This is a genomic window from Mitsuaria sp. GD03876 (genome assembly GCF_029840635.1).
In the GTDB taxonomy this organism is placed as follows: domain Bacteria; phylum Pseudomonadota; class Gammaproteobacteria; order Burkholderiales; family Burkholderiaceae_C; genus Roseateles.
Window position 1 is genome coordinate 54,507 of record NZ_JAOCCU010000004.1, and the last position, 14,660, is coordinate 69,166.

Consider the following 14,660-nt stretch of genomic DNA (forward strand, 5'->3'; position numbering starts at 1 on the left):
GGTAGCGCTCGGACTCCATAATGCGAGGGCTCGCGGGCGCAGCCGCGCGCAAAGCGATGGCGCGCATCGGTCGAGCGGCCCAAGACAGCTCGAAGCACGATGGCACTTCATATGAGGCTGTGAGGATGGGTGAACCGTACTGGGCCGATGTCGAGGTCGACTGCGTCGGCCAGGACCTGTATCGAGCAGTCCTGGTCCTCGGACTGGGTGTTCGCGAGGGCGGGGACGAGGATGTCGTTCGCGTCCCCTACTCGGGGAGCATCCCACGGCAGAAGAGGCGCGCCTAGGCGCGCGCGCGGCTATTTCCGCCATGGCGCAAAGCCCCAGGTAGCACGCAATTCCGACAGGAGTTGAGAAGCGGTCATGTCGTGAGTCAAGCGTGCATCTACTGCGGGCAGGTCGGTCCCTTCAACGTCGAGCATGCAATCCCCGCCGGCCTTGGCGCGGGCGACGCATTTGTCCTGGAAGACCTGGTGTGCAGGACCTGCAACGACTTCTTCTCGCGGGAGTTGGAGGTGCGCGTGCTGCGACGCGGCGAGATCGGCCTGGGTCGCCTGGCACTTCAGCCGCAGGGTCGGTCGCGCGGGGGCAAGACCCGAGCTCCAACCTTCGAATCGTCGTCGGCCAAACTGCTGACAGAAGATGGCCGAGCACTGGAGAACAAACTGGGGTCCGGTCTATCGCCTCAGATCCTGCCTCAGCTCACCCTCGATGGTGTCCAGCTCGAAGGCAACGGCAGCGATCGCCGGAAGGTCGGTGAATTCCTGCAGCGCCTGGGGCGGGTGTTGGGCGATCGCGTCGAGCTGGTCGTCAAGGATGCCGATTCTGAAAAGTCGCTCACCTTTGCCCAGCTTGCCTGGTCCGTGGACAGGTATGCGGCGTCGAGCGGGAGCACGACAGGCAAGCCTGGCAAAGACACCATCTGGATGGAACTGCCACAGGCGGAGACCGGTGGCCGGGCGCGGATGCTTGAGCGCGACAACGGCTCTTTGGTCATCCAAGTCAACGGGCGAGATGTGGGCGCAGCCGCGACCCTTGCGACGCTGATCCGCCGCAATCTGTCCGCGCTCACCAAGTCACTGTCGACCTTGGTGCGCGAGACCGACATCCCGCAGCCTCAGATTCGTGTATCGGGGCATTCGCCCACGGACGATGACCTGGCTCGGTTCATCGCCAAGATCGGCTTCAACCTCCTGGCGTTGGAGCAAGGGCGCGCATTCTGCTGCGACCCAAGGTTCGATGCATTGCGGTCGTCCATCCGAACCGGTAATCCCGAACTGCGTATGTCACCGTGGACGGAGGCCGAGGGGCTTTTGCCCAGGCTCCATTACCTCTTCGCGGGCAAGCATTGGATGATGCTGTCCCCCATGCCGAATCCGGCAACCGGCGCAAGGGGACTGGTCCGTTGCTGCAGCCTCTATGGCGGCGCTGCCAGGATCGTCCTGCTCACCGAAGATCTGCCTGCCCAGCACTTTGACTTCCATGTGTTCTATGTGGTCGACTACAAGCGCCAAAGCGTCGCTCGCCACACTTTGTTCGACGTCGTGCAGATGATGCAGCAGTCGCCATCGATCAACGTAGCGCCTGACGTCGACCCCCGGTAGATCCCGTAAGGATCCTCGCTCCGTTGTCCTTATCATCGAAGGCTACACGCGGCGCCTCAACCTTCTCGGCCGTGCGCGTCGCGCGGTAAAAACGCTCACTCCCTATGAACGGCGACGTCCAGCAGTACCTCAGTGCGGCCGACCGTGAGAACACGGTGCGCAGCTACGCAGCCGCGATCCGCCACTTCGAGGTGGACTGGAAGGGGCTGCTCCCAGCGACGATCGATACCGTGGCCAGGTACTTGGCTGAGCACGCAGCGGTCTACAAGATCAGCACGCTCAGGCTGCATTTGGCGGCCCTGGCGCGATGGCACGCCGACAACGGCTTCGCGGACCCAACGCGATCGCCGTTGGTGCTCAAGGTGCTTAGGGGAATCCGGGCCAGACACGCCACCCCCCAGCGCCGCGCGCGTCCACTTCAGCTCGATGTGCTGGAGCAGGCCAGCGATTGGTTGATGCGCGCCAGGGACTCCGCCCTCGAAGGCGGACGGCGCGTGCAGGCACTGCGCCACGCACGCGACCGTTCGCTTCTGCTGCTCGGCTTCTGGCGGGCTTTTCGAGCCGACGAGCTCGCCAACATGCGCATCGAGGAAGTCCAGGCCGTGCGCGGTCAAAGCTTGACCTGCAGGCCGGGCCGCACGAAAACATCTCACGAGGACGATGACCGGGCATTCCGTTGCCCGGCTTTGTCCCGTCTTTGCCCGGTAGATGCCTTTCTCGACTGGATCGAGCTCAGCGGCAGAACCACCGGTCCGGTTTACCCAGGCATCGACCGCTGGGGAAACATCTCCCGGAACCATATGGCCAGCCATGCGGTGCTGCCACTTTTGCGTCGCATTCTTAAAGAGGCCGGCGTTCTGGAAGCCGACACCTACTCCAGCCACTCCCTCCGCCGCGGTTTCGCTGGCTGGGCCACCGCCAACGGGTGGGATTTGAAGGAGCTGATGGAGCACGTGGGGTGGCGGGACGTGAACTCAGCGTTGCGCTACATCGACGCTCCCCAGGACGCGGTGAAGGCAAAGATTGAACGCGCACTGGCCTCAAGCGGCAGACTCCCGGATTGATGACCATGGATGGTCTGACCTCTGACCAGCGAGCTCTTGCGGAGTGCATCTGCGAGATCTCCGAGCGTCGCTACCGGGCTGGCTGGATGTTGGGCATCGACGCGGAGGTGTGGCAGGACCTGGTCGGTGCACAGGGCGGGACGTATCGACGCGGTCTCTCGTCCGAAGAATTCCAGCGACTCAAGACGTTGAGCGACCGATGCGGCGGCTGGATCGCCCTCGATCACGAGGGCGATTGCGGTTTCGTAGCCATGGAGGACTGGCTGGCCCGTTGCGCTGCGGACGACGGGATTGGACGCTAGATCTGCCAGGCACATCCGTCATGCGTCGCTCCCCAAGCGCTCCCGATGCTCAGTGGTCGCGTCCTGGGCGCCGCACGCCCTCTGGCGAATGCGACGACTCCAATGCCGCTTCCTTCATCCCCGCAAGGATCCCGCAGTCCTGCGCGGTTCGTTCGTCACCGCATTGCCTGCGCAGATCCATCAGCTGGCGCTCAAGCAGCCCAAGCTCCTCGATGCGGGTCGAAACGTGTTGGATGTGTCGATCGAGCAAGACGTTGACGTCTCCACAAGCGGCAGCAGGCTTATCCCGAAAACTCAGCAGCGCCCGAACCTCGTCAAGCGACATATCCAGGCTGCGGCAGTAGCGAATCATCTGCAGACGGTCCAAATGGGCCGCCTCGTAGATTCGGAAGTTTCCGGCGGTCCGCGCAGGCGCCGGCAGCAGTCCTTCGCGCTCGTAGAACCTGATCGTCTCGATGGGCGTCGCCGCCACGCTGGATAGTTCGCCAATCTTCATCGGGGGCACTGACAGCGAGTGAAAGTCATCAACATTCTAGGGGCCATGGGCTTGACTCTGTAGTTGGTAGAGGTTTTCCAATACAGGGATGAGCACCTCTTCGCCGACCAAGACCTCCGCGCCCACCGCGACGGCAGTGCCGTCTGGGTTAACCTCCTATTCTGGAGGCTGCTCTGAAGCTGCCCCGGGGGCCCCGCCGACGAGCCTGCCGGCTAACCCCCGCGAAGCTCGCCTCGAACTGCGCATCCCGTCCATGGACTGTCCAAACGAGGAGCGCCAAATCCGCGCCGCCTTGGAGCGGATCGCCGGCGTTAGAGCAATGAAATTCGATCTGGGGCAGCGCCGGCTGGCTGTTGACGCGCCTGAAGCGACCTGGCCGCACGTGATTGCAGCGATCAACCAATTGGGCTTCGAGACATATCCGCCCACCGGGCCCTCGGCCAGCGCAGTCGCCCAAGTAGACGCGTGCGCTACCACCGATTCTTGTTGCTCCAGCGCTTGCGCTGCACCGGTGGCGCTCGCCACCGATGCCGCGCAGGAGAACGCCGCCGAGTTTCAAGGGCTGCTGCTGCGTGTGCCGGCAATGGACTGCCCGACGGAAGAGGCTCAGATTCGTCGCGCTCTGGAAGGGTTGGAGGCGGTGCGACGACTGCAGTTCGACCTTCCCGCGCGCACGTTGTCGGTCGATGCGCCGGCATCAGCCAAGGAAGCTGTGATGCAAGCGCTGCTGGCCAACGGCTTCAAGTCGGAGGTGCTAAGTGAACCACCATCGGCTGAGCTCACCGCGAGAGCTCAGCGCGTCGAGTTGTTGAGGCTTGTCGGTGCGTTGGCTGTGGCGGCGCTCGCCGAGGCTTTGCACTTCTTCGCATCCGACGCCCTCGGCTGGAAAGCCGTCGGCATGGGTATCGCGGCGGCAGCGATCGCGCTCTCAGGACTATCCGTCTTCAAAAAGGGGTTCTCATCGCTACTACGCGGGCAGCTGAACATCAATGCGCTAATGAGCGTTGCGGTCATCGGAGCGTTCCTCATCGGCCAATGGCCCGAGGCAGCCATGGTGATGGCCCTGTACTCGTTGGCAGAACTTATCGAAGCGCGATCGGTAGACCGGGCGAGGAACGCCATCGCCGGCCTGCTCTCACTCTCGCCTACGCAGGCCGAGGTGCAGCAATCCGACGGTGCTTGGGCAATTCAGCAGGCTAATGTGGTCAAGGTCGGAGCGCTGGTCCGCGTCAAACCGGGCGAACGATTCGCACTGGACGGCCGGGTCACTTCAGGCCACGGCGCGGTGGACCAGTCGCCAGTGACCGGCGAGAGCGTGCCTGTCGACAAGGGGCCGGATGACGACGTGTTCGCCGGGACCATCAATCAAAGCGGCTCGCTGGAGTTCCGCGTCACCCATCCGGCAACCGACACGGTCCTCGCGCGGATCATCCATGCCGTTGAGCAGGCGCAGGGGCAGCGCGCGCCGACGCAGCGATTTGTCGACAAGTTCGCCGCCATCTATACACCTTCAGTCTTCGTGATGGCGCTCGCGATCGCACTGGGCACGCCGATGCTGTTGGGCTGGGATTGGCTGACGGCCCTTTACAAGGCCCTGGTGTTGCTCGTGATTGCCTGCCCATGCGCGCTTGTGATCTCCACCCCGGTGACTGTCGTGAGCGGCTTGGCCGCCGCGGCGCGTCGCGGCATCCTGATCAAAGGCGGCGTCTACCTGGAGCAAGCGCGCAAGCTGGCGGTCCTTGGCCTGGACAAGACGGGCACCTTGACCGAAGGCCGCCCCAAGCTGGTGGCCAGTGAAATCATTGCCAATGTGGTGGAGCGTGATGCGGTGCTGCGCATGGCCAAGAGCTTGGCGGCAAGATCCGATCACCCAGTGTCCAAGGCGGTCGTCGAAGGCCTTCCGGGCGAGTCCCTCGACGTGATGGCCTTCGGCGCGGAACTGGGCAAGGGCGTTCGAGGCACCATTGACGGCATGGACTACGTGCTGGGGAACCATCGCTGGATTCACGAGCGCGGTCAGTGCTCCGCCGAACTGGAAGCCATGCTGCTCAAGCACGAGTCTCAGGGGCGCACGCTCTCCGTGCTCGCCAGTGAGACACAAGTGCTTGCGCTGTTCGCCGTGGCTGATACCACCAAGGACACGAGCCGCCAAGCGATCGCCGAGCTCAAGGCCATGGGCGTGCGCACAGTCATGCTCACCGGCGACAACGAGGCGACCGCCAAAGCCATCGGCCATGAAGTAGGCGTCGAAGAGGTGTGTGCGAACTTGCTGCCTCAAGATAAACAGGCCTGGGTCACAGAGACAGCTGCGGCGAATGACGTGGGTATGGTCGGCGACGGAGTCAACGACAGCCCTTCGCTGGCAGCCGCCTCTGTGGGCTTCTCCATGGGCGCCGCTGGCACGGACACCGCGAAGGAAGCGGCCGACGTCCTGATCATGAATGATGACCTTCGCAAGGTTGCTGAAACCATTCGGCTTTCCAAGCGGACATACTCAGTGCTCTGGCAGAACATCACCCTGGCACTGGGCATCAAGGCAGTTTTCTTCGTCTTGGCGGTGTTCGGCAGTGCTTCGATGTGGATGGCGGTGTTTGCGGACATGGGAGCCAGCCTCCTCGTCGTGTTCAACGGGTTGCGGCTGCTCAAGCCGCCCCGCGCTTAACGCAATCTTGAAGGCCCGCGAGACGGGCCAACTTTTCGTTCAGGAACAAAAATGAGTCGCAGTCACGGCAGTCCAGGTGTAGGTCTCCACTTGGTCAGGAAGATCCTCATGGCCGCCTTGGTCTGCCTCACCGCCCTGGCAGGCGGCGCGGCACATGCGGCCGAGGCCGACGTGCGCCGGGTCTGGCAGATCCTCGACTACTTGGCCGTCGATTACTCGGGTGCGGTGCAAGACGGCAAGGTCGTGGCGCAGTCCGAGTACGACGAGATGAGGGAGTTCGCTCAAACCGCTCACGACAAGATTGCCGCGCTAGAGAACAAGCCCGAGCGCGCGACGCTGTTGCGGGAAAGCGAAGCGTTGCAGGCCGAGATCGCCGCCAAGTCTGAAGCGAGCAAGGTCGGCGGGCTGGCCAAAGCACTGGCAAACCACCTGATTGCGGTCTACCCAGTCCCATTGGCACCAACCGCGCTGCCCAACCTGAAGCTTGGCGCTGCAGTGTACGCAGCCAGCTGCGCGGCATGCCACGGCGTTTCCGGCAACGGCGATGGCGCGCTTGCCAAGCAGCTTGACCCGAGGCCGATCGCATTTACGGATCAAGGTCGAGCTCGCCAGCGCAGCGTGTTCGCCCTGTATCAAGCGGCAAGCCAAGGCATTGCGGGTACGGCGATGCCCGCGTTCGGGCAACTATCAGAGGACGAGCGCTGGGCGGTGGCGATGTACCTGGGTACCTTCGCGCACGACGACAAGCAGCGTGAGCAAGGGGAGCGCCTCTGGAAGGAGTCGGAGAAGGCCCGAGGCGAAGTGGCTGGCTTGGACCACTTTGTCCGCATGACGGAAGCGGAGCTTGCTGGCTCCATCGGAGCGGAGCAGGCCGCTGCAACGATGGCCTATCTGCATGCGCGTCCCGAGGCGCTTGCCGCGCCTCGCGCAAATCTCGGCTTGGCGCGCGAGCGACTGCACCATAGCGTCGCTGCTTTTAAAGCGGGCAAGCTCAAGGATGCCGCTGAACTGGCCCTGTCTTCGTACCTGGATGGCGTCGAGCCGTACGAGCAGGCGCTGGCCGCCCGCGAAGGCGCACTCAAGGATCAGATCGAAGTGGCCATGGGGCAGTACCGATCGCTTATCGCGTCCAAGGCCCCGGCTGTGGAAGTTGAAGCAGCCGCTGCGCGTATTGATGCACTCTTCACTGAAGCGGACCAGGTTCTGGCTGCATCGGGGGCGGATGCCAGCGCGGCCTTCTTCGGGAGCCTGACGATCTTGCTACGCGAGGGCATCGAGGCCCTGCTCGTAGTCGTGGCGATGATCGCCTTCCTCAAGCAGGCCAAGCGCCCAGACGTGCTTCCATACGTGCATGCGGGATGGGTTGGCGCGCTTGCAGCTGGGGGCGTGACCTGGGCCATCGCAACCTACGCGGTGTCGATCAGCGGAGCTAATCGCGAGGTGACCGAAGGGCTGTCGAGCCTCTTCGCGGCGATAGTGCTGCTGAGCGTGGGAGTGTGGATGCACCAGAAGAGCGTCGCTGGTCAGTGGCAGGCGTACCTGCGGGAGCGCATGTCCGCGGCGCTGAACCGCCGTTCTGCTTTTTTCATGTTCGCACTCGCCTTCGTTGCGGTGTACCGCGAGGTGTTCGAGACGATCCTCTTCTATGCGGCGCTGTGGGGCCAAGGCAATGACGGCGCGATCCTGGCAGGCTTGGGAGTAGGCGTACTCTGCTTGGCGCTCATCACGGTGCTGCTCCTTCGATACAGCGCTCGGCTCCCCATCGGCATATTCTTTTCCGTGAGCTCTTGGCTCGTTGCCATCCTGGCCGTGGTCCTGACCGGCAAGGGAGTGGCCGCACTGCAAGAGGCTGGCTGGATCGCGCCCAGTGCACTGTCCGCGCCGCGTCTGGAGCTACTGGGGGTCTATCCCTCAATCATCGGCCTGACGGCGCAGGCAGCCGTGCTTCTGCTTGTTCTGGCGTTTTTCCTCAGGAATGCGCGCCCGAAAGCTGCGGGCGTCGGCCGATAGGAGCCTTGTCCGGCATTCGCCTGCGGCGGCTTTGAACTTGCCGCTACACTTTCACCACTCATGTTGCGACGCCTTGCTCATCGCCTGACCGTCACGTGCTACGTGGCGCTGTCGCTGCTGTTCTCGCAGCTGGCGCTGGCGAGCTATGTCTGCCCTCAGGAGCAGGACATGACGGCCATGGCTGAGATGGTGGCGTCCGGGGTGCCCTGCGAAGGCATGGACATGGATCAGCCCGCGCTATGCGCGGAGCATTCGTCTGGGGCTCCCCAGTCGTTCGAGGCGGTCAAGGTGCCAACGCTTGCGCCTGCGCTCGTGGTTTCGATGCTGATGGTCAGCGTCGATGTTGGTGGCGACGCTAGCGTGCCCGTCGGGGGCTTGACTCCGACGGAGGATCGGGCACCAGCCGATCCACTCTTTCTTTCCACACTCAGACTCCGAGTCTGATCAGCTCCGTCGATTGACTGGCGCCGGTGCGGCATGTCCGCCATCTGGCCACACTGTCCTTCGTTCGGAGCTCTCGTGAACCCAAGAATCATTGTGCGCATGGCCGCCCTGGCCGTCGCTTTGCTGCCGCTGCACAGCCGCGGCAACTCTCTCACGCTGGACCAAGCGCTGAGCCTGGCCGTCGAGCGGTCGCAAGCCGCGCAGGCTGCCAGGTCTGGTGCTGCCAGCGCCGCGCAAACGGCTCGCGCCGCCGCCCAGTTGCCCGATCCCGTCTTGCGCGCCGGGATCGACAACTTGCCCATCTCGGGCAGCGACCGTTTCAGCGGTCGAGACTCGATGACGATGAAGCGTGTCGGAATCTCGCAGGAATGGGTGTCCGCAGGCAAGCGCAGCGCACGTCAGGCCGCCGCAGACGCCGCAGTTCATCGAGAGGTCGCCGCAACTCACGCGTCGCTGGCTGACGTCCGACTACAGACCGGCATGGCCTACCTGGACGTCTACTTCGCGCGCGCGGCGCTGGGATTAGCCGTCCAGGACGAACGCCACGCGCATGACGAGCTGGAGACGGCGCGGGCTCGTCTGAGCTCAGCCAGCGCGACCAGCCAAGAGGTCCTCGCGCTGGCAAGCGCCCGCGGCTTGGCCGAGGATGCTGCGGCTGAAGCGCGCCAGCAGCTGGACGTCGCCCGCGCCGCGTTGGAGCGTTGGGTGGGCGTTCCCGTGGATGACGTGGCCGCAGCGGGCGGCTGTACGGCGCCCAGCGAAGACGCCTATGTGAGTAGGCATCCAGCCGTCGTTGCCGCCCAGCGAGACGTCGATATGGCGCGTTCGGAGGCAGACTCGGCCCGGATCAATCGCAGCCCCAACTGGTCGTGGGAAGTGAGTTACGGGCAGCGATCTGGATACTCGGACATGGTCTCGGTGGGCGTGAGCATCCCACTGGCGATCGCGCCGGCGCAGCGGCAGGACCGCGAACTCGCGGCCAAGCTCGCGCTGGTGGAGAAGGCTCAGGCCCAGCTTGCCGAGACGACTCGAGTCGCTGTGGCGGAGTACCGGGGGCTCAGCACAGAAGCCGCTCGGTTGGCCGAGCGCGTCGAGCGCTATCGAACGTCAGTCGTTCTCCCGGCACAGCAACGCACGGTCGTTGCTCTGGCCGCATATCGGTCGAATCAGGCGCCGCTCACGACGCTCTTCGATGCGCGCCACGCCGAGCTCGAAGCCGATAGGAAGCTACTCGCGCTTCAGCGCGATCTGAGCCGAGCACAGGCGTCGCTCGCCTTCAAGGCCATCAGCGAAGGAGACCTTCCGTGAATCGCGCATCAGTTCTCACTCTGGCTGCGATCGGCGTCGCCTTGGCAGTTGGAGGCTTTTACGCCGGCCGAGCGCTCAACTTGCCAAGCAGGGACCTCGGTCGACTCGGTGAAGGAACGGCAAGCACCACCACCGATGCTGATCGCAAGGTCTTGTACTGGCACGACCCGATGGTGCCGGGACGTCGCTTTGACAAGCCGGGCAAGTCCCCCTTCATGGACATGCAGCTCGTGCCCGTGTACGCCGACGAAGCCGCTGACGCCGGTGTCAAGATCTCCGCTGGCGTACAACAAAACTTGGGCATCCGTATGGTCGCGGCGAAGATGACCGACGTGTCGTCGTCGATTGACGCAGTGGGCGCGGTGCAGTTCGACGAAAGACTCAACGTTGCCGTTCAGACGCGCATCTCTGGCTACGTCGAGCGCCTGTTCGTGCGAGCGCCCATGTCCATCGTTCACAAGGGGCAGCCGCTCGCCAAGATCTTCGCGCCGGAGTGGCTGGGGCCGCAAAACGAGCTCCTCGCGCTTAAGCGCGCCGGCGCCGCGCCGGAACTTATCGATGCCGCGAGAGATCGCCTCAAAGCCATGTCCGTCCCCGAAGCGCTCTTGCGTCGCAGCGAGGACGCCGGCACGGCGCAGGCTCGCTTCACCCTTGACGCGCCTGCCGACGGCGTTGTGGCGGAGCTCGGTGTGCGCGACGGTGCAGCGGTGAGCCCCGGGAACACGCTGTTCCGCATCGCAGGTCTTGAGCGCGTGTGGGTGGTGGTCGAGGTGCCTGAGGCACAGGGGGCGCAGCTCGTCCGCGGTCAACGGGTCAGTGCGACGCTGCAGTCCGATGCGGCACAGACTTTCGAAGGTGAACTCAAGGAGATCCTGCCGCAGGTCAGCGCCGACACGCGCACGTTGCAAGCGCGCTTCGAGGTCGACAACAGGAACGGCAGACTGGTGCCCGGCATGTTGCTGCGATTGAAGATTGCAGCTGCCACCGCATCGCGCCTGGTCATTCCAGCCGAAGCCGTCATCCGTACGGGCGTCAGGGCCTTGGTCATCGCCCGCAAGGACGGCGGCGCCTTCGAGCGGCGCGAGGTGAAGCTCGGTTCGGAGCTGGGGGGCGACGTGGAGATCCTGCAGGGCCTGCGTCCCGGTGAAGAAGTCGTGGCCAGCGGCCAGTTCCTCATCGATTCCGAAGCCAACCTGAAGTCGGCACTTGGAGGCATGGCCCCCCCGCCTGGTACCCCCAGCACGCTCAGTGCCACGGCTGCGTCCTCCTTACCGGCCGTCCCAGTCGCCACTGGCACCTACGCCGCCGAAGGCACGATTGAGAGCGTCGACGCCGACAGCATCACGCTGTCACACGGCCCTGTGGCTGCGCTGAAGTGGCCCGCCATGACCATGGCTTTTGGGAAGCCTGCACCTAATGCTTTCTCTGGAGTGAGGCCCGGTGACACGGTCCACTTCGAGTTCAAACAAGGCAGTTCTACGCAATGGGAGCTGGTCTCGGTGCGCAAGATGGGTGGTGCGCCATGATCGCTGCGCTGATCCGATGGTCGATCGGGAATCGCTTCCTGGTGCTCATTGCCACCGCGATGCTGGTCGCCGCGGGCGCTTGGTCCGTCGCGCGCACGCCGGTGGATGCGTTCCCCGATCTGTCCGACGCACAGGTGATCGTACGAACGAGCTACCCGGGCAAGCCCCCGCAGGTCGTCGAAGACCTCGTCACATATCCGCTGACCACCACGATGCTCAGCGTGCCCGGCGCCAAAACGGTGAGGGGTTACAGCTTCTTCGGCGACTCGTTCGTCTACGTGCTCTTCGATGATCGGACCGATCCGTACTGGGCCCGGTCCCGTGTGAGCGAAGCGCTTGGTCAAGTCCAGGGGCGACTGCCGGCTGGGGCCACAGCGGTGCTAGGCCCGGACGCGACCGGCGTGGGATGGGTTTACGAATATGCGCTGGTCGATCGCACAGGTGCGCACGACCTGTCGCAGCTGCGCGCGCTCAACGATTGGTTTCTGAAGTTCGAGCTCAAGACAGTACCGGACGTGGCCGAAGTGTCCAGCTTGGGCGGCATGGTCCGGCAGTACCAAGTCGTCCTAGACCCAAACCGCATGCGAGCGCTCGGCGTGACGCAGGAGGCTGTCTTGGCCGCCTTGCGCAGTGCCAATCAGGCCTCTGGAGGATCCGTCGTGGAGCTGGCGGAGAGCGAGTACATGGTGCGCTCGCGCGGCTTCCTGAGGTCGCTAGACGACTTCCGCGACATCCCGGTGAGCGTGGCGCGGGCGACGCCGGTGATGCTGCGGGACGTCGCTTTCGTGCAGGTCGGTCCCGAGATGCGGCGCGGCATTGCGGAGCTCGACGGCGAGGGTGAGGTCGCCGGCGGCGTGATCGTGATGCGATCCGGCAAGAACGCCCGAACCACGATCGAAGCCGTCAAAGCCAAGATCGAGGCGCTCAAGCCTGGCCTGCCAAAAGGCGTCGAGATTGTGGAAACCTACGATCGGTCGACGCTCATTGACCGCGCCATCGATCATCTGCGCGACAAGCTCATCGAGGAGTTCATTGTCGTCGCGGTCGTCTGCGCCGTGTTCCTGTTCCACCTGCGTTCCGCCTTGGTCGCAGTCGTGACCTTGCCCGTCGGCGTACTGACCGCCTTCATCGTGATGCACTGGCAGGGCCTGAGTGCCAACATCCTGAGCCTGGGCGGCGTGGCGATCGCGCTGGGCGCGATGGTCGATGCGAGTGTCGTGTTGGTCGAGGCGGCGCACAAGCACTTGGAACACTTCGAGGCTCGGCATGGGCGATCTGCCAGTGTTGTCGAGCGGTGGGCCCTCATCACGGAGGCTGCCGTGGAGGTGGGACCTGCGCTGTTCTTCTCGCTGCTGGTGATCACGCTGTCGTTTCTGCCGGTGTTCACGCTTGAGGCGCAAGAAGGCCGCCTGTTCTCGCCTTTGGCGCTGACGAAGACCTATGCGATGGCCGCGGCGGCGGGCTTGTCCGTGACGCTCGTGCCGGTGCTGATGGGCTTCCTGATCCGGGGGCGCATCCCGCAGGAGAACGCCAATCCGATCAACCGACTGCTCATCGCGCTCTACCGACCGGCGCTGGAGGTCGTCCTGAGGTTCCCCAAGATGACGCTGCTGGCGTCTGCGCTGGTGCTGGCGCTCACCGTGATCCCGCTGATGCGTCTTGGCGGCGAGTTCATGCCGCCACTGGACGAAGGTGATCTGCTCTACATGCCGTCTGCGCTACCAGGGATATCCGCCTCCAAGGCCGCGGAACTGCTGCAGCAGACGGATCGGCTCATCAAGACCGTACCCGAAGTGGATCGCGTCTTCGGCAAGGCCGGCCGCGCCGACACGGCGACCGATCCGGCTCCGCTGGAGATGTTCGAGACTACGATCCGATTCAGGCCACGAGCCCAATGGCGGCCGGGTCTCACACCGGAGAAGCTCGTCGAGGAGCTCGACCGCGTCGTGAAGGTTCCGGGGTTGTCCAACGTCTGGGTTCCACCCATCCGCAATCGCATCGACATGCTGGCCACCGGCATCAAGAGCCCGGTCGGCATCAAGGTGTCCGGCCCTGACCTGGCCACGCTGGACAAACTGACGACGCAGATCGAGGCTGCGGTGAAAACTTTGCCCGGCGTTTCGTCGGCCTTGGCTGAACGCCTGACCGGTGGCCGCTACATCGATATCGACGTCGACCGCGCGGCTGCGGCGCGGTATGGACTTTCTGTGGCGGCGGTCCAGTCGATCGTCTCGACTGCCATCGGCGGAGAGAACGTCGGTGAGGTGGTGGCCGGGCGCGAGCGCTATCCCATCAATGTCCGCTACCCGCGCGAAATCCGGGACTCGCTGGAGCGGCTGCGGCAGCTGCCTTTCGTGACAGACAAGGGGACCACCGTGCTCCTTCAGGACGTCGCCCGTGTGACAGTCGCGGACGGGCCGCCCATGCTGCGCAGCGAGAACGCCAGGCTGTCGGGCTGGGTGTACGTCGACGTTCGGGGGCGCGACCTGCGCTCCGTCGTCCAAGACATGCAAGCCGCGGTTGGACAAGAGGTGGTCATGCCGGCCGGGTATGCCTTGTCTTGGTCCGGTCAGTTCGAATACCTGGAGCGCGCAACGCAGCGGCTGAAGCTGGTGGTACCGGCGACGTTGGCTGTGATCTTTGTGTTGCTGTACGTCTTGTTCCGCTCCGCAGGTGATGCGCTACTGGTGATGGCGGCGGTGCCGCTGTCGCTGGTCGGTGGCTTCTGGCTGGTGTGGGGACTTGGACATGCGGTGTCTGTCGCCACTGCGGTGGGCTTCATCGCCTTGGCCGGCTTGGCGGCGGAGTTCGGCGTCGTGATGCTGGTGTACCTCAAAAACGCCCACGCGCAGCGCCTGGCGGCCGGCGAAGCGGACGACGAAGCCACGCTGCTCGCGGCAATTCGCGAAGGTGCCGTCCTTCGTGTACGTCCCAAGGCGATGACGGTCGCTGTGGTGATGGCCGGCCTGCTTCCGATCCTGCTGGGTGGTGGGACAGGATCGGAGGTCATGGGGCGCATTGCCGCCCCCATGGTGGGCGGCATGGTGACGGCGCCCCTGCTCAGCATGCTCGTGGTTCCAGCTGCTTGGTACCTTTTGCGCCGGCGACGTACGTCGGCAGGGGAGATATCAAGCCGGTCGGCCACTTCCCGTCCTCTCCAACCAACTCAACTTTGAAGGAATCCTGTCGATGAATGCCAACAACGTGCTTGTCGCAGCGCGGATCACGCTGCTGGGCGCAAATG

General features: G+C 64.3%; 10 protein-coding genes. 9 read left to right on the forward strand and 1 reads right to left on the reverse strand.

All coding sequences use genetic code 11. The annotated features are described in order from the left end of the window. Window positions 1–368 precede the first annotated feature (368 nt). The 3 genes from N5D62_RS03930 to N5D62_RS03940 all read left to right on the forward strand — a co-directional run bounded on the left by N5D62_RS03930 (window position 369) and on the right by N5D62_RS03940 (window position 2,970). Window positions 369–1,604, forward strand: a complete 1,236-nt coding sequence (locus N5D62_RS03930; protein WP_279756254.1) for a hypothetical protein — start codon at window positions 369–371, stop codon at window positions 1,602–1,604. A 104-nt stretch (window positions 1,605–1,708) separates the two neighbouring features. Next, the gene (locus N5D62_RS03935; RefSeq protein ID WP_279756255.1) at window positions 1,709–2,668 is read left to right on the forward strand and encodes a tyrosine-type recombinase/integrase; all 960 of its coding nucleotides are present in this window, start codon (window positions 1,709–1,711) and stop codon (window positions 2,666–2,668) included. Window positions 2,669–2,673: 5 nt separating this feature from the next. Further along, on the forward strand, window positions 2,674–2,970 hold the full coding sequence (locus tag N5D62_RS03940; protein WP_279756256.1) for a hypothetical protein: 297 nt from the start codon (window positions 2,674–2,676) through the stop codon (window positions 2,968–2,970). Between the two features lie 49 nt (window positions 2,971–3,019). Here N5D62_RS03940 and cadR read toward each other — a convergent pair whose 3' ends face one another. Next, window positions 3,020–3,466, reverse strand: coding sequence for a Cd(II)/Pb(II)-responsive transcriptional regulator (gene cadR, locus N5D62_RS03945; RefSeq protein ID WP_279756257.1), 447 nt, complete (start codon window positions 3,464–3,466; stop codon window positions 3,020–3,022). 583 nt (window positions 3,467–4,049) lie between these two features. Here cadR and N5D62_RS03950 point away from each other — a divergent pair. From N5D62_RS03950 to N5D62_RS03975, 6 genes are all read left to right on the forward strand, one after another. After that, entirely contained in the window at window positions 4,050–6,128 is a 2,079-nt protein-coding gene (locus tag N5D62_RS03950; protein ID WP_347881802.1) for a heavy metal translocating P-type ATPase, read from the forward strand. Between the two features lie 108 nt (window positions 6,129–6,236). Continuing rightward, window positions 6,237–8,138 (forward strand): cytochrome c/FTR1 family iron permease, encoded by a 1,902-nt coding sequence (locus N5D62_RS03955; protein ID WP_279756259.1) that lies wholly within the window; start codon window positions 6,237–6,239, stop codon window positions 8,136–8,138. Window positions 8,139–8,198: 60 nt separating this feature from the next. After that, window positions 8,199–8,582 carry a hypothetical protein gene (locus N5D62_RS03960; RefSeq protein WP_088384676.1) on the forward strand — a complete coding sequence of 128 codons (384 nt, stop codon included), beginning with the start codon at window positions 8,199–8,201 and terminating at the stop codon, window positions 8,580–8,582. A gap of 99 nt (window positions 8,583–8,681) precedes the next feature. Then, window positions 8,682–9,890: a TolC family protein gene (locus N5D62_RS03965; RefSeq protein WP_279756260.1), complete on the forward strand. Its 1,209-nt coding sequence runs from the start codon at window positions 8,682–8,684 to the stop codon at window positions 9,888–9,890. Continuing rightward, the gene (locus N5D62_RS03970; RefSeq protein WP_279756261.1) at window positions 9,887–11,416 is read left to right on the forward strand and encodes an efflux RND transporter periplasmic adaptor subunit; all 1,530 of its coding nucleotides are present in this window, start codon (window positions 9,887–9,889) and stop codon (window positions 11,414–11,416) included. The genes N5D62_RS03965 and N5D62_RS03970 overlap by 4 nt, the downstream gene beginning before the upstream one ends. Continuing rightward, window positions 11,413–14,592 carry an efflux RND transporter permease subunit gene (locus tag N5D62_RS03975; RefSeq protein WP_279756263.1) on the forward strand — a complete coding sequence of 1,060 codons (3,180 nt, stop codon included), beginning with the start codon at window positions 11,413–11,415 and terminating at the stop codon, window positions 14,590–14,592. Before N5D62_RS03970 ends, N5D62_RS03975 begins: the two co-directional genes overlap by 4 nt. Window positions 14,593–14,660: the final 68 nt, after the last annotated feature.